Origin of the sequence: Luteimonas suaedae, assembly GCF_008312895.1 — a bacterium.
GTDB classification, from domain to species: Bacteria; Pseudomonadota; Gammaproteobacteria; order Xanthomonadales; family Xanthomonadaceae; genus Luteimonas; species Luteimonas suaedae.
Genome location: NZ_VSSP01000014.1, coordinates 79,346 through 97,117 on the forward strand (window position 1 = coordinate 79,346; position 17,772 = coordinate 97,117).

General features: G+C 67.9%; 17 protein-coding genes. 10 read left to right on the forward strand and 7 right to left on the reverse strand.

Annotation, left to right across the window (positions count from 1 at the left end):
• Window positions 1–163: 163 nt before the first annotated feature.
• Complete coding sequence (locus tag FXO19_RS16880; protein WP_149196282.1) at window positions 164–2,395, reverse strand: DUF5916 domain-containing protein; 2,232 nt, start codon at window positions 2,393–2,395, stop codon at window positions 164–166.
• 541 nt (window positions 2,396–2,936) lie between these two features.
• Between FXO19_RS16880 and ada the strand changes: the two genes are divergently transcribed.
• The 6 genes from ada (at window position 2,937) to FXO19_RS16905 (ending at window position 9,286) form a co-directional block, all read left to right on the forward strand.
• Window positions 2,937–4,025: a bifunctional DNA-binding transcriptional regulator/O6-methylguanine-DNA methyltransferase Ada gene (gene ada, locus FXO19_RS16885; RefSeq protein ID WP_149196283.1), complete on the forward strand. Its 1,089-nt coding sequence runs from the start codon at window positions 2,937–2,939 to the stop codon at window positions 4,023–4,025.
• Window positions 4,022–4,720 (forward strand): 2OG-Fe(II) oxygenase, encoded by a 699-nt coding sequence (locus FXO19_RS16890; protein ID WP_149196284.1) that lies wholly within the window; start codon window positions 4,022–4,024, stop codon window positions 4,718–4,720. The genes ada and FXO19_RS16890 overlap by 4 nt, the downstream gene beginning before the upstream one ends.
• A 328-nt stretch (window positions 4,721–5,048) precedes the next feature.
• Window positions 5,049–6,941 carry a molecular chaperone HtpG gene (gene htpG, locus FXO19_RS16895; RefSeq protein ID WP_149196285.1) on the forward strand — a complete coding sequence of 631 codons (1,893 nt, stop codon included), beginning with the start codon at window positions 5,049–5,051 and terminating at the stop codon, window positions 6,939–6,941.
• Window positions 6,942–6,988: 47 nt separating this feature from the next.
• Entirely contained in the window at window positions 6,989–7,162 is a 174-nt protein-coding gene (locus FXO19_RS19325) for a hypothetical protein (RefSeq protein ID WP_187775825.1), read from the forward strand.
• Window positions 7,163–7,264: 102 nt separating this feature from the next.
• The gene (locus FXO19_RS16900) at window positions 7,265–8,614 is read left to right on the forward strand and encodes a DHA2 family efflux MFS transporter permease subunit (protein WP_149196286.1); all 1,350 of its coding nucleotides are present in this window, start codon (window positions 7,265–7,267) and stop codon (window positions 8,612–8,614) included.
• A gap of 306 nt (window positions 8,615–8,920) precedes the next feature.
• Window positions 8,921–9,286, forward strand: a complete 366-nt coding sequence (locus FXO19_RS16905; protein WP_149196287.1) for a DUF1428 domain-containing protein — start codon at window positions 8,921–8,923, stop codon at window positions 9,284–9,286.
• Window positions 9,287–9,391: 105 nt separating this feature from the next.
• Here FXO19_RS16905 and FXO19_RS16910 read toward each other — a convergent pair whose 3' ends face one another.
• The 3 genes from FXO19_RS16910 to FXO19_RS16920 form a co-directional block, all read right to left on the reverse strand.
• Window positions 9,392–9,970 carry an OmpA family protein gene (locus FXO19_RS16910; protein ID WP_149196288.1) on the reverse strand — a complete coding sequence of 193 codons (579 nt, stop codon included), beginning with the start codon at window positions 9,968–9,970 and terminating at the stop codon, window positions 9,392–9,394.
• A 253-nt stretch (window positions 9,971–10,223) separates the two neighbouring features.
• Window positions 10,224–10,991 (reverse strand): MauE/DoxX family redox-associated membrane protein, encoded by a 768-nt coding sequence (locus tag FXO19_RS16915; protein WP_223115533.1) that lies wholly within the window; start codon window positions 10,989–10,991, stop codon window positions 10,224–10,226.
• A 192-nt stretch (window positions 10,992–11,183) separates the two neighbouring features.
• Window positions 11,184–12,086 carry a hypothetical protein gene (locus FXO19_RS16920; RefSeq protein WP_149196289.1) on the reverse strand — a complete coding sequence of 301 codons (903 nt, stop codon included), beginning with the start codon at window positions 12,084–12,086 and terminating at the stop codon, window positions 11,184–11,186.
• 132 nt (window positions 12,087–12,218) lie between these two features.
• On the opposite strand from FXO19_RS16920, the gene FXO19_RS16925 reads away from it, so the two are divergent.
• A complete protein-coding gene (locus FXO19_RS16925) occupies window positions 12,219–12,737 on the forward strand; it encodes a hypothetical protein (protein ID WP_149196290.1) in 519 nt (172 codons plus the stop codon).
• 9 nt (window positions 12,738–12,746) lie between these two features.
• Here FXO19_RS16925 and FXO19_RS16930 read toward each other — a convergent pair whose 3' ends face one another.
• Entirely contained in the window at window positions 12,747–14,186 is a 1,440-nt protein-coding gene (locus FXO19_RS16930) for an MATE family efflux transporter (protein ID WP_149196291.1), read from the reverse strand.
• Window positions 14,187–14,539: 353 nt separating this feature from the next.
• Here FXO19_RS16930 and FXO19_RS16935 point away from each other — a divergent pair, with 353 nt between their 5' ends.
• The 3 genes from FXO19_RS16935 (at window position 14,540) to FXO19_RS16945 (ending at window position 16,398) form a co-directional block, all read left to right on the forward strand.
• Entirely contained in the window at window positions 14,540–14,944 is a 405-nt protein-coding gene (locus FXO19_RS16935; protein WP_149196292.1) for a GFA family protein, read from the forward strand.
• Window positions 14,945–15,016: 72 nt separating this feature from the next.
• A complete protein-coding gene (locus FXO19_RS16940) occupies window positions 15,017–15,718 on the forward strand; it encodes a hypothetical protein (protein ID WP_149196293.1) in 702 nt (233 codons plus the stop codon).
• Window positions 15,719–15,801: 83 nt separating this feature from the next.
• Window positions 15,802–16,398 (forward strand): YceI family protein, encoded by a 597-nt coding sequence (locus tag FXO19_RS16945; RefSeq protein ID WP_149196294.1) that lies wholly within the window; start codon window positions 15,802–15,804, stop codon window positions 16,396–16,398.
• A 55-nt stretch (window positions 16,399–16,453) separates the two neighbouring features.
• On the opposite strand, the gene FXO19_RS16950 is transcribed toward FXO19_RS16945, so the two are convergent.
• Together FXO19_RS16950 and sugE are read right to left on the reverse strand one after the other, a co-directional pair.
• The gene (locus tag FXO19_RS16950) at window positions 16,454–16,861 is read right to left on the reverse strand and encodes a putative quinol monooxygenase (RefSeq protein ID WP_223115535.1); all 408 of its coding nucleotides are present in this window, start codon (window positions 16,859–16,861) and stop codon (window positions 16,454–16,456) included.
• A 281-nt stretch (window positions 16,862–17,142) separates the two neighbouring features.
• Window positions 17,143–17,463: a quaternary ammonium compound efflux SMR transporter SugE gene (sugE, locus tag FXO19_RS16955; RefSeq protein ID WP_149196295.1), complete on the reverse strand. Its 321-nt coding sequence runs from the start codon at window positions 17,461–17,463 to the stop codon at window positions 17,143–17,145.
• Window positions 17,464–17,772 lie beyond the last annotated feature (309 nt).

Here is a 17,772-nt window from a genome sequence, read left to right on the forward strand (position 1 = left end):
TGGAGGTCTCCCGTAGGAGCGCGCCATGCGCGCGATGCCGCGGGTGCTGGCAGGATCCGGTGGATGCCACGATTCTGGACCGGCAGGCGCGCCGGTCACCGAATTCGCGGGCGGCGGAATGCCCGCGGCATCGCGCGCATGGCGCGCTCCTACGGGAGAATCGTCAGAGCTCGAAGCGATAGCTGAGCTTGACCAGCAACTGCTCGTCGTCGCGCAGCCGGAAGCTGTCGCGGAGCAGGCGGCCGGTGCCGTCGGCGAGTGGTTCCTCCTCGTAGCCGCCGCGGCCGTAGACGACGTACAGGTACGACAGCGGCGCCAGCTCGTAGCGGTAGCGCACCTGGACACCGAGGTTGCGCACGCTGAAATCGTCGACCGGCTCCTCGCTGGCGACGGCATTGCCCGCCGGATCGATGCGGTAGCCCTGGCGCAGGCGCGCGTTGATCGCGATGGCCTGCAGCTTGAGCCGCAGCTCCTGGCGGCTGCCGATCGCCCAGTTGAACCCGGTATTGAGGTTCACCTCGCGCCCGTCGAAGCTGCCGATCAGGTTGTCGCGCTGCCACACCAGCCAGTCCGGCGTGCGTTCGGCGTACAGCCCGACATAGACATTGAAGGCGTCGCTGACGAAGTAGCTGGGTTCGAACTCGACGCTGTAGCCGATCCGGTCGTTGCCGGAAAGGCCGCCGCTGAACGCTTCCGCTTCCAGCTGGTAGGCCCAGTTGCCCTTGCGCGGCCGCTCGTATTCCGCATAGGCGCCGAAGTTGGGCGGTAGCTTCACCACGCCGTTGCCGCGGGTCAGCAGGTCGTCGATGCGGGCGCTGTTGACGTTGATCTGCGCGTATTCGACGCTGCCGTTGCGCAGCCTGCTGTCCCGGCTCATGCGGAACTGGTGGTTGAGCCGTTGTCCATGATCGTTGTAGTTGCCGCTGACGCGCCAGCGCCAGTCCTTGGAGGCGTAGCGCGATCCGGCCGGCAGGTCGGTGAAGCGGCGCTGCAGCTGCCAGTGCCCGTAGTTGGTGCTGTTGCGCGACAGGAAACCGGCGTCGTTGATCTGCAGCTCGTCGCCGAAGTGCATGCCGATCCATTGCTGGCGCCAGCCATTGTCCATTTCGTAGTCGGCCCAGACGGTGGCGCCGGTATCGCTGCTGCGCTCGCCCGCCTGCGTGATCCGGCTACCGAGCAGCCGCGTGCGCACGTTCCAGCGTGCGGTCGGGCGCCAGTTGTGGTCGACGCCGAGCACGGTCGCTTCGCGATCCAGGAACGGCCGCTCCACCTGGGTCAACATGGCGCCGAGGTTCTGGGTGCTGAAATCGTGCACCAGGCGCAGCGCGCGAAACGAACGCCCGACCTCGTCGGCCTCCTCGGCGGCGAAAATCCCGTACTGGGTCGCGCCCAGGCTGCCGTTGAGCTTGATCGCCGCGTCGATGTCGCCGGAACCGTCGCCGTCGTCGGCCGGGCCGCCAATGCGGCGGGTATACAGCAGCTGGCTGTAGTCGGACGGCGTGGTGAACTCGAACAGGCCCTGGTTCTCGGTGAAGAATGGGCGCTTGTCGCTGACGAAGGTCTCGGTGGCGTCGAAATTGACCACCAGGTCGTCGCTTTCCACTTGGCCGAAATCCGGGTTCACGGTGGCGGTCAGCTGGAACTGGCCGTTGGGTTTCCAGAACACGTCCAGTCCGCCGTCGGCCTCGCCGCGCCCGTCGACGTTGTCGTACAGCCCGGAAACGTACGGCGTCAACGCCAGCAGTGACTGGCTGTACACGGCGACCTCGATCGGCGCGAACTCGGACAGGAAGCGCGGACGCTCGTAGCTCGCCAGCGGCCAGGCGGCGCGTTCGCCGGTGGCGCCGACCACGCGGTCGAGATAGATCCGGAGGGTGCGGGTATCGCCGCCGGCCTCGCGCATCGGCGCGATGTGCCAGGGGATCAACAGCTCCGCCGTCCAGCCGGCGTCGTCCTCGCCCACGGCATGGCGCCAGTTGCCGTCCCAGTCGTCGTTGAACTCGGACTCGTTGCTGATGATCGCGTCGTAGATGCCGTCGGTGGAGCTGACGGTGAAGTTGTAGCCGGTGCGGCCGCCGCCGTCGAAGTCGACCATCACGTTGACGCGGTCGACCTGGGCATCGAAATCCCGCTGCACGCGCTGGCGGGTGCGCGGGACCGAGGGCGGCTGGGTGTTGCGGAAAGCCACCGCCAGGCCGTCCGGCGTGGCCAGGATCCAGGCCTCGGTGGGCAGCGACGCCGGCTCGCCGTTGAGCGGCTGCACCTTGCGAAACTCGGTGACCGTGCGCGCGTCCTGCCACTCCTCCGGATCGATGCGGCCGTCGATCTCGACCGCGTGTGCAGGCGCGGCGGCGGCAGCGAGGAGGGTCGGAAGCAGGCAGGAGAGGGGACGCATCGGTGATTCCGGCTGGCGGGGAGTGTGCCCGGTGCCTGGCACGGTAGCGGCGACCATGGCCATCTCCGACTGCCATCGGTCATTGCAACCATTTCACGCCGATGTGCAACGACGGCGTCGGCCTGGCGCCGCCGATCCGCGGCCTGGATCAGCTGTGTGAAGTGGCGCCCCTTGTGCGGGTAGCACCTTTGTAGAAGCGATACCGTGATGGAGCAACCTCATGTGGGAGCGACGGAAGTCGCGACCCCACGTGCCGGAAAGGCCCAACCACGTCGGCGCCGATAGTCCTGTCGCGACTTCCATCGCTCCCACAAGGGCCAGTGCGTCGTGGTTTTCCGGCGGCACGCCGCCGCCACTTCTGAGTGGCGGGAATACTGAATCCGGGGCGACGACGGGATCATTTCCTGCCCCCGACTGGCCATACGTCGGTGCCGTAGCTGACTGCCCGCAGCATGGCCGGATTTGAAAGCAAGCACCGGAGTGTGGTGCCCAGAGGGTTGCGGCATGGTGACTCCACACCCATTTCACAGGAGTCCCGGTGATGACCATGACCCAGAAGCACAGAGCAGACTACGCGACACCGCCCGCACGGCGCGACCCGCGCTGGGCGCGCATCGTGGCGCGCGACCGCAGCGCCGACGGCCAGTTCTGGTACTCGGTGGCGACCACCGGCGTCTATTGCCGGCCGTCCTGCCCGTCCAGGACCGCCAATCCGGGAAACGTCGCCATCCACGACACCCTGGAGGCGGCGCGGGCGACCGGCTTCCGACCGTGCCGGCGCTGCAATCCGGAAGGCGCCTCGACCGAAGCGGAGAACGCGGCGATCGTCGCCAAGGCCTGCCGCCTGATCGAACAGGCCGAACGACCGCCGTCGCTGGCGGAGCTGGCCGGTGCGGTGGAGCTGAGTCCCGGCTATTTCCACCGCATGTTCAAGGCCGCTACCGGCCTCACGCCGAGGGCCTATGCCGCCGCGCACCGGGCGAGTCGGGTGCGCGATGGACTGGCCAGCGGGCAGACGGTGACTAACGCGATCTACGACGCCGGTTTCGGCTCCAATGGCCGCTTCTACGAGACAGCCAACGCCATGCTCGGCATGACGCCGACGCGCTACCGCGCCGGCGGCGCCGAGGAGGCGATCCGTTTCGCCGTCGGCCAGTGCTCGCTGGGCGCGATCCTGGTCGCCTCGAGCGAGAAGGGCATCGCGGCGATCCTGCTCGGCGACGCCCCGGAGACGCTGCTGCACAACCTGCAGGACCAGTTTCCCAAGGCGCAGCTCATCGGCGGCGATCGCGCATACGAATCGCTGGTCGCCCGCGTGGTCGGTGTCGTCGAGGCGCCGGGTCTGGGCCTGGACCTGCCGCTCGACATCCGCGGCACGGCGTTCCAGCAGCGGGTGTGGCAGGCGTTGCGGGACATTCCCGCCGGCCGCACCGCCACCTATGCCGAAGTCGCCCGCCGGATCGGCACGCCCAAGTCGGTCCGGGCCGTTGCCGGCGCCTGCGCCGCCAACGCGCTCGCGGTGGCGATTCCCTGCCATCGGGTGGTGCGCAGCGACGGCGCACTCTCCGGCTATCGCTGGGGCGTGGAGCGCAAGCGCGCCCTGCTCGAGCGCGAGGCGGCGGCGACATGAGCGGCGTGGACCGGATCGACTGGCCGACGGTCGCCGCCGACCTGGATGCACGGGGCTGGGCACGCCTGCCGCGACTGTTGACCGCAGCCCAGTGCGATGCCACCGCCCGGCTCTATGGTCGCGATGCGGGTTTCCGCAGTCGCGTCGTCATGGCCCGGCACGGCTTCGGGCGCGGCGAGTACCGTTACTTCGCCTATCCGCTGCCGCCGCTGGTCGAGCGTCTGCGCACCGCGTTGTATCCGCCGCTGGTCCCGATCGCCAACCGCTGGCACGAGCGGATGGCGATCGACGTCCGCTTCCCGGCCGAGCATGCCGACTTCGTCGACCGCTGCCACCGCGCCGGCCAGACGCGTCCGACGCCCCTGCTGCTGCAATATGGCGAGGGCGACTACAACTGCCTGCATCAGGACCTCTACGGCGAGCACGTCTTCCCGCTGCAGGTGGCGGTGCTGTTGTCGGAGCCAGGTGTCGACTTCGAGGGCGGCGAGTTCGTGCTGACCGAGCAGCGGCCGCGGATGCAGTCGCGCGCCGAGGTGGTGCCGCTGCGCAAGGGCGACGCGGTGGTGTTCGCCGTCAACATGCGGCCGGTGCAGGGAACCCGTGGCGATTACCGGGTGAAACTGCGCCACGGCGTCGGCACGGTGCGCGCCGGGCATCGGCACACGCTTGGGGTGATCTTCCACGAGGCGGCTTGACGCGGACCTGTGCCGCGTGGACGCCGGCTTGTCCTTCGGCACGCCTTTCTCGACCGCACGGACCGCCGCGTCGGTGCGATCCGCGGCATCGCGCGCATGGCGCGCTCCTACGAAAATCCGGTGCCGCCCACGGGCCCCTCCGTAGGAGCGCGCCATGCGCGCGATGCCCCCGCCGCCGCCGACAGCGCGAACCCCGATCTTCGCCGCGGCCCCGTCCGCGCCGGCACCACGCGGATGGCGCCCCCCGGGCCGGGCGGGCTTGAATTCCCGCCACCCACACCCATAGTCGACGTTCGCATCCAGCCCCAGCGCGGAACAAAACGCCCGTATGAATACCTCTCCCGAAACCCGCAAGTTCGAAGCCGAAGTCGCCCAGGTCCTGCACCTGGTCACCCATTCGCTGTACTCGCACAAGGAGATCTTCCTGCGCGAGCTGGTCTCCAACGCCTCCGATGCCTGCGACAAGCTGCGTTTCGAGGCCATCGCCCATCCGGAGCTGATGGCCGACGACGGTGAGTTGCGCATCGACGTCAGCTGGGACAAGGACGCGCGTACCGTGACCGTGCGCGACAACGGCATCGGCATGAGCCGCGACGAGGTCGTCGCCAACATCGGCTCCATCGCCAGCTCCGGCACGCGCCGCTTCCTGGAGGCGATGAGCGGTGAACAGAAGGCCGATGCGCGCCTGATCGGGCAGTTCGGCGTCGGCTTCTATTCGGCCTTCGTCGTGGCCGACCGGGTCACGGTGCTCAGCCGCCGCGCCGGCGCGCCGGCCGGCGAGGGCGTGAAGTGGGAGAGCGACGGCAAGGGCGAGTACACCCTCGAGGCGGCCGAACTGACCGAGCGCGGCACCACGGTGGTGCTGCACCTCAAGCCCGAGGAGGACACCTTCCTTGAAGGCTGGCATCTGCGCTCGCTGATCAACCGCTATTCCGACCACGTCGCTTTCCCGATCCGGATGCCGAAAGAGGCTGCGGACAAGGAAGACGACGACAAGGCCGCGCCCGCGGACGAGTGGGAGACCGTCAACGCCGCCTCCGCGCTGTGGACCAAGCCGAAGGCGGAGATCTCCGACGAGGACTACCAGGGCTTCTACAAGTCGCTCGGCCACGACTTCAACGACGCGCTGGCCTGGAGCCACAACCGCGTCGAGGGCAGCCAGAGCTTCACCACGCTGCTGTACCTGCCCTCGCGCCCGCCGTTCGACCTGATGATGGGCGGCCGCGACGAGCGCAAGGGGCTCAAGCTCTACATCAAGCGCGTGTTCGTGATGGACGCCGCCGAGGAGCTGCTGCCCAACTACCTGCGCTTCGTGCGCGGCGTTGTCGATGCCGACGACCTGCCGCTCAACGTCAGCCGCGAACTGCTGCAGCAGAACCGCCAGCTCGAGCGCATCAAGGGCGCTTGCGTCAAGCGCGTGCTCGACCTGATCGAAAAACTCGCGCGCGACGAGCCCGACAAGTTCGCCACCTTCTACAAGGCCTTCGGCAGTACCCTGAAGGAAGGCGTGGCCGAGGACGTCGGCAACCGCGAGCGCATCGCCAAGCTGCTGCGCTTCGCCTCGACCAAGGGCGAGGGCGCGAAGCAGGCCGTCTCGCTCGACGACTACATCGGCCGCATGGCTGTGGGCCAGGACACCATCTGGTACGTCACCGCGGACAGCTACGCCGCCGCGGCCGGCAGTCCGCAGCTGGAGGCGTTCAAGGCCAAGGACATCGAAGTGCTGCTGATGTCCGACCGCATCGACGAGTGGATGCTGGGATCGCTGCGCGAATACGGCGGCAAGAGCCTGCAGCACGTGGCCAAGGGCGAATTGCCGCTGGACGCGGCCGACAAGCAGAAGCAGGACGAGGCGACCCAGGCCGCCAAGCCGCTGCTGGAGAAGCTCAAGAGCCTGCTGGGCGACCGCGTCGCCGACGTACGTGTTTCCGCGCGCCTCACCGATTCGCCGTCGTGCCTGGCCCTGGCCGATTACGACATGGCCCCGCATTTTGCCCGATTGCTGCGCGAAGCCGGCCAGGAGATCCCCGAGAGCAAGCCCACCCTGGAGGTCAACCCGCAGCACGCACTGCTCAAGCGGGTGGAGGCGGAGAGCGACGAGGCGAAGTCGAAGGATCTGGCCACGTTGCTGCTGGAGCAGGCCGAGATCGCCGCCGGCGCCCCGCTGCCGGATCCTGCGGCCTTCGTGCGGCGCATGAACCGGGTGCTGCTGGGCGCATAGGTACCGCCCGGAGGGCCGGGCGTATGCATCCTCCGTAGGAGCGCGCCATGCGCGCGATACCGGCGCGGCTTGACGAGGGAAGCGCGCCGCGGCTGATCCTCGGCTTCGCGGGCTTCGCGGGCTTCGCGGGCATGGCGCGCTCCTACGAAGAGCCGACGGCGTCGCAACGTCAGGGCCAGCACGCACCCTCCGCAGGAACGTGCGATACCGGCGTGGCTTGAGCGTGGTGAGGAGACCGCCTTCAGCCAACGCCGGATTCGCAAGCATCGCGTGCGAGCCGGGCAAGGCCAGCGGACGCCGTGGGCATCGGCGAGAATGCCCCCATGCCATCGTCAGCCCCGCCAAGAATTCCCGGCCGCATCTGGGCGCTGGCGGCGATCACCGGCGCCGGGGCCTTCATGGCGATGCTGGACGCCACCGTCGCCAACCTGGCGCTGGAATCGATCCGACGCGACCTCGACACCACGCTCCCGCGCATCCAGTGGGTGGTCACCGGCTACCTGGTGGCGCTGGCGGTCTCGCTGCCGGCGCAGGGATTCCTGGTCGCCCGTTTCGGCGCCGGTCGCGTGTGGCGCGCGAGCACGCTCGCCTTCGCCGCAGCATCGGTGTTGTGCGCGATGGCGCCCGGGCCGGGCTGGCTGATCGCCGCGCGCGTGCTGCAGGGCCTGGCCGGAGGTTTGATGGTGCCGGCGGGGCAGACGGTGATCGCGCAGGCGGCCGATCGTCGGCAACTGGGGCGGCTGATGGGCGTGCTGGGCCTGGTGGTCGCGTTGGGGCCGGCGATTGGACCGGCGGTCGGCGGCCTGCTGCTGGAAGTCGCCTCCTGGCGCTGGCTGTTCTGGATCAACGTGCCGGTCGCAGTCGCCGCGCTCGCGCTCGCGCCCGGTCGGGTGCCGCCCGGCGAACCCGATGGCACACGCCGTCTCGATGTGGGCGGCCTGTTGCTGGCCGGATTGGGCCTGCCGTTGCTGCTGCTCGGCGCCACCGAGGCGGGCGCCAGCGGGCCCGGCACCAGTGGCAGTGGCTTGGCCGCCTGCGCCGCAGGCGCGGCGCTGTTGGGGACATTCGCCTGGCGCAGTCTGCGGCGGCTGCAGCCGTTGATCGATCTCCGTCTGCTGCGTAACCGCGTCTTCACCCGCGCCACGCTCGTGACCGGCCTCGCCGGCGCCAACCTGTATGCCGGATTGTTGCTGCTGCCCCTGTACCTGCGGGCACTGGGCATGCAGTTGGGCGTGATCGGCGGGATGTTGCTGGCCATGGGCCTGGGCAGCGCGCTGGCACTGCCGCTCGCCGGCAGGTTGACCGATCGGCATGGCGCCGGCCCCGTGGTGCTCGCCGGTGCCGGCCTGCTGGTGGCGACCACGTTGGCCCTGTTGACGTCCGTCGTCCACGACCCGCGCCTGCTCGCCTTCGTGCTTGCCGTGCGCGGCGTCGGCCTGGCCTGGGCGCAGATGCCGGCGATGACCGCCGCTTACGGCGCCACCGACGCGGCGCGCATGGGAGACGCGACCACGCTGGTCAATATCGTGCAGCGGACCGGCGGCGCGCTGGGCGCGGTGGCGGTGGTGGTGGCGCTGGTGCGGAGCGAGGAGGGAGGATACGCGCCGGCGATCGTGGTGCTGCTCGCGCTCTCGGCACTGGCGCTCTGGCCGGCGCGGGGAATGCGGCCGTAATTGGGGGCGGTCGCCTTCCCCGGGTTGAAGCGATTCCGGTCGGCCAGCGGGTCGGGATCGTCGAGCGTAATCTCGTGTCCGGGCGCATACAGCTCCATGGCGGCGCCACTCCGTGCGGGGTCGAACACGGTGGCGGCGCATGTCGATTTCCGGTGCGCTGATTCGTCGCTCGACAGGACCACCGCAGTGGCTGTCCGGCAATGTCCTCTCCCCGGTTGATCCGCGGGTTTCCGGCACCCGGAGCGGCCCGGGCAGTGCCGGCCACTGCAGGTCCGATCGATCCAGACCACCGACAGGAGACATGTGATGCCCTATATCGACGGTTTCATCATGGCAGTCCCCACTGCCAACAAGCAGAAGTTCATCGACCACGCCAACCAGGGCGACTCGGTGTTCGTGGAATACGGTGCCACCCGCGTCCTCGAGTGTTGGGGCGACGACGTGCCCAAGGGCGAGCAGACCGATTTTCACCGCGCCGTGCAGGCGAAGGACGACGAGACCGTCGTCTTCTCCTGGATCGAATGGCCGGACAAGGCGACCCGCGACGCCGGCATGGAGAAGGTGATGAAGGATCCGCGGCTCTCGCCCGAATCCAACCCCATGCCCTTTGATGGCAAGCGTTTGATCTATGGCGGCTTCACGCCGGTGGTGGAAGTGGGCGCGAAATCCTGACCTGCGCGGCGCGTGCTGCCGCAGCAAGCACGCCGAAGGTAATTCCGCACGGAAGCGGGCCGCTAGCCAGCGGCCCGCTGCCCGGCCGGTCGTCTCCTGCGCGGGTTAGGTCGCCGGAGCGGCGGTCGATGGGCCCGCATAGTCGACGATCAGGCCGACGCGGCGATTATCCCGACCTGCCTCGCCGGAGGCATCCTGGCGCACCAGGCGGTTCTCGTCCTCGCCGTAGCTGACGGCGCGGACCTGTTCGGCCGGCAGGCCGGCGGTGGTGACCAGATAGTCGCGCACGGCATCGGCGCGCGCCTGGCCCAGGCGCTTGTTGTAGGAAGCCGGGCCGGCCGGGTCGGTGAAGCCCTCCACCGTGATCAGGGCCTGCGAGTGGCTGCTGCGGATGACGTTGGCGAAGTCGTCCAGCAGCGGCTTGGCCTGTTCGTCCAGGGTCGCGTCGTCGAAGCCGAAGTAGGCGGCGGTATCGAGGCGGGTCCGGCCCGCGAGCTGGGTCACCAAGGCATCGTGCTTGTCGGACAGCGCCTGGATCTGCGAGGCAAGCTGCTGGTCGGCGGCGCGGAGCTCGGCAACGGTGGCGTCGAATTCGTCACGCTTGATGTATTGAGTGCAGCCCGCGAGCGTCGCCGTCAGCACGAGAGCCGCGAGACCGGCGTGGCGCGAAAGTTGTGATGCCATGGGGCAATCTCCTACAGGGAAGGCAAATTGGATAGCAGCCTGTTCAGACGCAAAAGCGCAGAACCGGGGGATGGCCGCCGGTCGACGCTAACCGAACATTTCTTGCCTCCCCGTGAACGACAGGAGCCCAAACGGGTGTGTTTTGTGATATTGGAACCCCGGTACATGCCGGCGAAGCACGACGTCCCGGCGGTCCGGACCTCGACTTCCGGCGCATGAGAACGGGCGCCTCGCGAACGAAGCGCAACGGCGTTCAGAACGTGTCCACCATCCCCGTCGCCTTCAGCGACATCCAGATCCCCATCGCCACCATCATCAGGTTCTCGGTGAGCGACACGGACCCCAGCGGCACCCGGCTGGCGCCGCCCACGCAGGCGCACTTCACGTCGCGCCGGTCGATGTAGACCGTCTTGAACACCGAGACCGCACCCACGCTGCCGATGAACAGCGCCACCGGCACCGACAGCCACACCCACGCGTTCGCGACCATCAGCACGCCCGCCAATCCCTCGCCGTACGGGTACAGGTACGCGTAGGGCACCCAGCGCTTCGCCAGCAGGTCGTAGTTGAGAAACATGCTGGAGAAGCTCTCCACGTCCTGCAGCTTCAACAGCGCGAGCACACACATGCTCAGCGCGACGAACCACTCCGCCGCGCGCACCGTCAGCATCGTGCTGAACACGGCGTAGCTCAGTGCCGCGGCCAGCAGTGCCGTCATCGTGAACAGCACCGCCACCGGGCGGTAGGTGGTTGCTTCGGGATCGTGCACCTTCAGGCCGAAATGGCGGCGCAGGTCGTCGTAGCCGCCGATGCGTTTGCCGCCGATGAAGGCCTGCGGCGTGGTTTCGACATCGTGCTCGGCCTGGAACCGGTCGGTCTCGGCGCGCGTGGTCAGCCAGTGGTCATCGACCTCGAAACCCTTGCGCTTGAGCAGATGGCGGGCCTTGAGCCCGAACGGGCAGACGTGTTCGGGCATCACCATGCGATACAGGGCGGCGCGCGGATGCACATCGGTGTTCATGCTGCCTCCGAATCCGGATCGGGCGACCCCTTTATAGACGTCGGCCCCGTAATCCGGAGTCAAGACGCATGCGGGTTCCGCAGCCTTTACCGCCGCGTCACTCCAGGCCACTCGCCGCGGCGAGCAACGGCAGCAGAAGGCCGGCGAAGGTTCGACGGCGTGATCCGATCTCGCCGCGGCTTCCGCGCAACCTCAATAAAACGCGATGCCCGGCCGCAGCACCAGCTGGAACACTGCGAGAAGCGCGATCACCGCCGCCAGCAACGCAGCGATCGGCCAACCGCCAGCGCCCTCCAGCGGCCGGACCGCGCGGATCCGCCACGCGCCGGCCTGCATCCACGCCAGCCCGGCCACCGTCACGATTACCGGCAACAGCAGCACCTCCACCCACTCCCGCGGTACCCGGAAGGGCACGATCAGCGCGATCGCGCACAGCGCCGGCAGCGCGGCCGCCAGCAAGACGAAGCGCATGCGTGCGCCGGCGCCGGCGACCTGCACCGGGTCCTCGGCCAGCTCCAGCAACGGCCGCAGCAGCCACAGCGCGAACGGCGGCATCGCGACCAGTGCCAACAGCGCCACCGTAGCTTTCGCGGCAGGCCCCAGCCCGAAATACGTCATCGCCATGCCGACGTCGCCCTGCGGGACGAGTGCGCCGATGACGGCCTGCGGCAATGCCATGAACACGCCGCTGAAGGCGATCCAGAACATCAGCAGCCGCCACCATGCCGGTCCTGTTCGGGTGCGCCGCAGCCACAGGCCGGCGGCGATACCGACCAGCAGCGTCGCCAGTGCGCCGGTCCCCTGGAACAGGGAAGCCAGCGGATGCGTGCCTTCCCAGCCGTGATTGTTGTGGAACAGCGTGGGGCGCAGACCCGGCGTAAGTGCCTTGGGCAGCACCAGGAACAACTCCTGCACGAAGAACGTCACGTTGAACGCCAGCGTGTACAGCAGCATCGAGGCCAGGCTCATGCGCCAGCGCCAGGGGCGCAAGGCTTCTTGCGGAGCCGGTGATTCGCCGCGCGTGCGCACCATGCCGATGACGGCGAACGCCAGCGGCGCGACAACGAGAACGAGCAGGGCGGCAATCGGAAGCATGGTGGATCTTGTGGGCCAGTGGAGGGATGCGCGGTGGGTCGATGGCGGGCCGCCATCGTCGCCTGGCGCAGTATCCTACTGGCGGGCAGGTGCGGCGACACCTGTCGATCGACACGGGGCTGGGGCAGGGCGATGACGCAGAGCAACCGGACGGCCACTACAGCGGCCCGCCATGGATTGGCCGCGGAGGCCGGCCGGTTCGTCTATCCATTCTTCATGTTGCACATGCTGGGATTCGGGCTGTCGGGCTTCTTTCTGGCCTACGGCGGCGACGCGCCCGATCTCGGCTTCCTCTACGCCCACGGCGGCATCGCCATCCTCGTCTATCTGGTCTTTTACCTGGTGCTGTTCGGGGTCGATCAGGTCAAATGGATGCTGATCAATGCCGGGCTCGGGATCCTGGGCATCTATGCCCAGATCGGCTGGATTCTCGGCCGTTTCGGCAAGCGGGCGGAGGACTATCCCTGGTTCGTGCACGTGGTGCCGTTCCTGTACTACATCCTCTATACGTTCCTGCTCCGCCAGTTCCTGCTGGACATCACCCGCTCGCGCACCGACGCCCGGCGGCGGGCATGGGTGGAGTCGGGCTACGTCGTCGTTTCGCTTCTGGCGTACGCATACCTGCTCTGGCGCACCGGCCCGCAGCAGTAGATGTCTCCCCTACACCTGCTTCGCCTTCCATTTGCCGCGCGTAAACAGCCACAGGGTGAACAAGCCCACCGTGGTCTCGGACACGAACACGCCCCAGAACACGCCGGTGTGCTGCCAGTCCAGCTGGATGGCAAGCACGTAGGACAGCGGGATCTGGATCAGCCAGAAGAACACCAGGTTGATCCAGGTGGGCGTGGCGGTGTCGCCGGCGCCGTTGAAGGCCTGCACGGACACCATCCACCAGCCGTAGACGAAGAAGGAATACGAGAGGATCCGCAGCCATTCCCCACCGATGGCGATCACCGTCGGGTCGTCGGTGAAGATCGCGACCAGCTGGTCGTGCAGCAGGAAGAACGCCGCCGACACGGCCACCATGTAGACCATGTTGTAGCAGCCGGTCCGCCACACCGAAGCCTCGGCGCGATCCGGATGGCCGGCGCCGAGGTTCTGGCCCACCAGGGTCGCCGCGGCGTTGGACATGCCCCATGCCGGCATCATCGTGAACATCATGATGCGGATGGCGATGGTCGCGCCGGCGACCGCCTCGCTGCCGATGCTGGCGAGAATCCGCACCAGGAAGATCCACGAAGTCATCGCCACGATCATCTGGCCGACCCCGCCCAGCGACGTGCGCACGATGTTGAGCAGGATCGCGCCGCGCCAGACCAGCTGGGCGGCCGTGACCTTGATGTGGCGGCCGCCACGGAACAGGATCCACAGCTGCATCAGCACGCCCGCACCGCGCCCGATATTGGTGGCGATGGCGGCGCCCTCGATGCCCATCGCCGGGATCGGGCCGAAGCCGAAGATCAGGATCGGGTCCAGCACGATGTTCAGGCCATTGGCCACCCACAGCACGCGCATGGCGATGGCCGCATCGCCGGCGCCGCGATAGATCGCGTTGATCACGAACAGCAGCATGATGACCGCGTTGCCGCCGAGCATCCACTGCATGTAGCGGTAGCCGTGTTCGAGCGTCCACGCGTCGGCGCCCATCAGGCGCAGCAGGTCCTGGGCATAGACGATGCCCGCCAGCGCGAACGGCGCCGACACCAGCAGTCCGAGGAAGATGGCCTGCACGGCCGTGACCGCGGCCTCCTCCGGCTTGTGCTCGCCGATGCGTCGGGCCACGACCGCGGTCACCGCCATCGCCAGCCCCATCGCGACCGAGTACAGCAGGAACAGGTAGCTTTCGGTCAGGCCCACGGTGGCCACCGCCGACGAGCCCAGCTTGCCGACGAAATAGATGTCCACCACCGCGAACGTGGACTCCAGCACCAGCTCCAGCACCATCGGCACCGCCAGCAGGAACACCGCCTTGCGCAGCGGGATCTTCGTGTAGTCGGCGCCGGTGCCGCGGATCGCCTCGCGCAGGGCCGCCCAGACCGACGGCGGGGGCGGCGGGGGAGCGGTGCCCGCCTCGGCGACGGGATTCGGTTCGTTCGTCATGTGTTGCAACTCGGTTCACGGAAGGGCAGGAGCCAGGGCCTCGGCGGACCTAGCCGGCGATACCGACACCATGAGACGACGGATCAGGCTTCGCGAAATCGACACGGCGCACCGGAATCGCGCCCTCGGATCCGCGACGTCGCGACCACGAAACGCGGACGGCCGAACTTACCAGTCCCGCCGCCATCGTTCCAAGGCCCGGAAGTTTACCGGGGCCGTGCCGCGGATGCGGCGCCCGGAGGGCTGGTCGTCCGTTGTCCTGTCCGGCCGGGCCTGTCCGTCGCAAGGCATGGCAGCGCAAGCGGGGCAGGGGGTAGAGTGGTTATCGACTCCATCCACGCGAGGTATGTCCAATGACGCGAACCGGCGGATGCAGGTGTGGCGCGGTGCGCTACACGATCAGCGCGGAGCCGATGGCCGCGCGCCTGTGCTGGTGCCGCGACTGCCAGTACTGGGCGACCGGCAATGCGGCGGTCAACATCATCGTCCCGCGCGCTGCGGTGGCGGTGGAAGGCGACCTGCGCACGTGGGACAGCCTGGCCGACAGCGGTCGCCACATGCGCCGTTCGTTCTGCGGCACCTGCGGCACGCAGGTGTTCAGCGAGGCACGCGAGAACGCCGACGCCATGGTGGTGCGCGTCGGCACGCTGGATGCCACCGGCGACATCCAGCCGCAAAGCGTCATCTGGACGGAATCCGCGCCACCATGGGCGCAGATCGATCCGGCGCTGAAGGCATCTCCCCGCCAGCCGACGTGATGCCCTCGAGCGTGACCGCACGCCTCGTGCTGCAAGACCAGACGCGTCCATCCATCGCTTTGGGAGATCCAGATGCTCACGTTTCCACACCTGTGGCCGCGATCGTGGCGGCGGCTACCGCTGCCCCTGGCCTTCGCCTGTCTGCTTGCCGCCTGTAGTGCGGAGCCGCCGGCCGTCCCGGCGCCCGCGGATCAGGGCGAGCCGGCCGCACGACCGTCGCCTCCGCAAGATGCCGGAGCGACGCCGGATGCCGGGCCCGGCACGCAGCCCGTCACGCAGCCGCTGCCACCGGAGCGGCAACTGCAGGTCACCGTCGAGGGACAGACCGAGCTGCGCTCGGCAACCCTGTTCGAGAGTCCGCAGGGTTACGCGCTCTACGTGCTGCCGCAGATCGCCATGACCCAGGAGGAGCCTTGCTGCGACCTGGCCTACGCCCGCGTCGACGATGGATTCTTCATGCGCATCGAACGGATCGATCCGGAACAGGACCTGGGCACCCTGCGCGAGAACATGGAGCTGGCGCTGTCCGGTGTGGGCACAGCGGAAGACGTGCCCGCCGGGCAGGCCGGTGCCGACAACGTCCGCGACGCCGAACTGTTCCTGCGCGCCCGCGGTGACGACCTCACAGTGAACATGCTGGTGGCGAGGATCGACGGCGGCCGTTATCGCATCACTCTGCACCTGCCGCATCGCGAGGCCGCGGAAGGCATCAATCCGAGCCTGTGGGCGATGCTGGAAAGCCTGAGGACCACGGGCCCGCGTCCGGAGATCTGATCGGTTTCCGGAAAGTGTGGGCGCTTCCAGCGCCGTTGCCCATCGTCGTACCGGCAAGTGCCCCCTTGTCACCGGAGCTCACTATGCATATGCCTCGTTCGTTCGCCCTGCTGGTCCTGTCCCTCGCCACCGCCGGCGCTTCCGCCGCGGAGGTGGTGTACGAGCTTGATCCGCAGCACACGTTTCCCAGCTTCGAGGCCGACCACGTGGGCATGTCCACCTGGCGCGGCAAGTTCAACGCCAGCCGCGGCGAGGTGCGGCTGGACCGCGAGCGCGGTACCGGCAGCGTCGAGGTCGTGGTCGACGCACGCAGCATCGACTTCGGCCTGGACGGGCTCAATGACTGGGCCGTCGGTGAAGACCTGCTGGACACCGACCGCTACCCGGAAGCCACCTATCGCGGCAAACTGGCCGATTTCCGCGACGGCGCACCCACCCGGGTCGAGGGCGAGTTCACCCTGCACGGCGTCACCCGCCCGCTCACACTCGCCATCGACCGCTTCAACTGCCAGCCGCACCCGATGTTCAAGCGGGACTGGTGTGGCGCCGACGCCCACGCCACCTTCGACCGCAGCGAGTTCGGCCTGGATGCCGGCAAGGAGCACGGTTTCGACATGGACGTGACCCTGCGCATCCAAGTGGAAGCGATTCTCAAGGCCGACGACGCCAACGCCGGCTAGGGCGCGGCAAGGGGAAGGCAGGGGCGTTCTATCGCCCCTGCGTTTTCTCCGTACTTCAGAACGGAGGGCCCGAACTGGACACGATGTGCTTCTGCACCTCCACGCGAATCATGGGCGCGACGTCCGTCGGTGGGCTGGCCACGGCGCGCCAGGCGGCGAGGTCCTGCTCGGAGCGCCAGAACTCGAAGTTGTTGATCCGGCCCGGATCGACCGGATCGGCGGTGATGGCCAGGTCCAGACACCCGGGCGCACGCCGGGCGCGCTGGACGAGATCCCGGAAGCGCGCGACCGTCGCGTCGCGTCGCGCGGGATCACGGTTATCCAGCCGGCAATGATGATTTTCGGTTCTTCCAAGAGAGCCTCCTGTCGAGTGTCGTCGATGAACGCAGCCGTCGATCTTTCGAGCGACGCCACGCTTACGGAACCGACGAACTCGGAACGCCGGAATCGACAGCAAAGTCATGCAGCAGCATGACCAGTCCGCCGTTCCAGTCGGCTGGTACGTTCTGGTCCGCTGTTACGATGGACTCCGGAGCTCCCGCTGCCATGGAACCGGAAAGCAGGAATGAAGTGCCGGGCAATGGCCGTGCCCGCCAGGCGCCGTACATCCGTCATGGGAATCCCCTCGATCGGCCGGAGCGCGATCGTACCTGGCTTCGCTGTTGGAGCAGTCTGCCGCTGGCCTTCCTGGCGCCGCATGAGTGCGCGACCCGTAGGAACGAGAATGGGTGGCCTGGAAGGCTCTCAGGCCGGCGTGGCAAGCTTCAAACCGACGATGCCCGCAAGGATGAGCGCAAGGCTCACCATTCGACCCGCATTCGCGGGCTCTCCCAGCAGGATGATGCCGAGAATCGCCGTACCTACCGCGCCTACGCCCACCCATATCGCATAAGCGGTACCAACCGGCAACGACTTCATCGCAATACCGAGAAGGCCGAGGCTTATCGCCATGGCAAGCACGGTGCCTACCGTCGGCCAAAGCCGTGTAAAGCCCTCCGTATACTTGAGCCCGATCGCCCAGCCGATTTCGAACAAGCCCGCAACGATGAGAATGAACCAGTTCATGCTTTTTCCTTGTCAATACGAGTCGTCCCGGACACGGGGTGCGACGTGAGGTCGTCCTCAGGTCGCAACAGGCATACAACCAATAGTTTACCGGTCGGCAGTTCCTGGTCCTGAGAAGGCTCGTCGGCAAGACATGCCGCCGAGGATCCCGTGCTGTCGAAGCTGAGTCGCTTCCCAGTCGCTCCTGCGGAAGCAATGCCAGCCGAAGCTGTCCTGCTGGGCAACGCCCGGATCAAGCCGCGCTGCGAATCGGATGGGACTTCCTACGCAAAAGTGGACACCTACGGGTTAGGTGCATTGCTCGTACTC

Coding starts and splice junctions, on each gene's coding strand:
- FXO19_RS16880 (WP_149196282.1), bottom strand. CDS start 2,395: ATGCGTCCCCTCTCCTGCCTGCTTCCGACCCTCCTCGCTGCCGCCGCC.
- ada (WP_149196283.1), top strand. CDS start 2,937: ATGACCATGACCCAGAAGCACAGAGCAGACTACGCGACACCGCCCGCA.
- FXO19_RS16890 (WP_149196284.1), top strand. CDS start 4,022: ATGAGCGGCGTGGACCGGATCGACTGGCCGACGGTCGCCGCCGACCTG.
- htpG (WP_149196285.1), top strand. CDS start 5,049: ATGAATACCTCTCCCGAAACCCGCAAGTTCGAAGCCGAAGTCGCCCAG.
- FXO19_RS19325 (WP_187775825.1), top strand. CDS start 6,989: ATGCGCGCGATACCGGCGCGGCTTGACGAGGGAAGCGCGCCGCGGCTG.
- FXO19_RS16900 (WP_149196286.1), top strand. CDS start 7,265: ATGCCATCGTCAGCCCCGCCAAGAATTCCCGGCCGCATCTGGGCGCTG.
- FXO19_RS16905 (WP_149196287.1), top strand. CDS start 8,921: ATGCCCTATATCGACGGTTTCATCATGGCAGTCCCCACTGCCAACAAG.
- FXO19_RS16910 (WP_149196288.1), bottom strand. CDS start 9,970: ATGGCATCACAACTTTCGCGCCACGCCGGTCTCGCGGCTCTCGTGCTG.
- FXO19_RS16915 (WP_223115533.1), bottom strand. CDS start 10,991: ATGAACACCGATGTGCATCCGCGCGCCGCCCTGTATCGCATGGTGATG.
- FXO19_RS16920 (WP_149196289.1), bottom strand. CDS start 12,086: ATGCTTCCGATTGCCGCCCTGCTCGTTCTCGTTGTCGCGCCGCTGGCG.
- FXO19_RS16925 (WP_149196290.1), top strand. CDS start 12,219: ATGACGCAGAGCAACCGGACGGCCACTACAGCGGCCCGCCATGGATTG.
- FXO19_RS16930 (WP_149196291.1), bottom strand. CDS start 14,186: ATGACGAACGAACCGAATCCCGTCGCCGAGGCGGGCACCGCTCCCCCG.
- FXO19_RS16935 (WP_149196292.1), top strand. CDS start 14,540: ATGACGCGAACCGGCGGATGCAGGTGTGGCGCGGTGCGCTACACGATC.
- FXO19_RS16940 (WP_149196293.1), top strand. CDS start 15,017: ATGCTCACGTTTCCACACCTGTGGCCGCGATCGTGGCGGCGGCTACCG.
- FXO19_RS16945 (WP_149196294.1), top strand. CDS start 15,802: ATGCATATGCCTCGTTCGTTCGCCCTGCTGGTCCTGTCCCTCGCCACC.
- FXO19_RS16950 (WP_223115535.1), bottom strand. CDS start 16,861: ATGACTTTGCTGTCGATTCCGGCGTTCCGAGTTCGTCGGTTCCGTAAG.
- sugE (WP_149196295.1), bottom strand. CDS start 17,463: ATGAACTGGTTCATTCTCATCGTTGCGGGCTTGTTCGAAATCGGCTGG.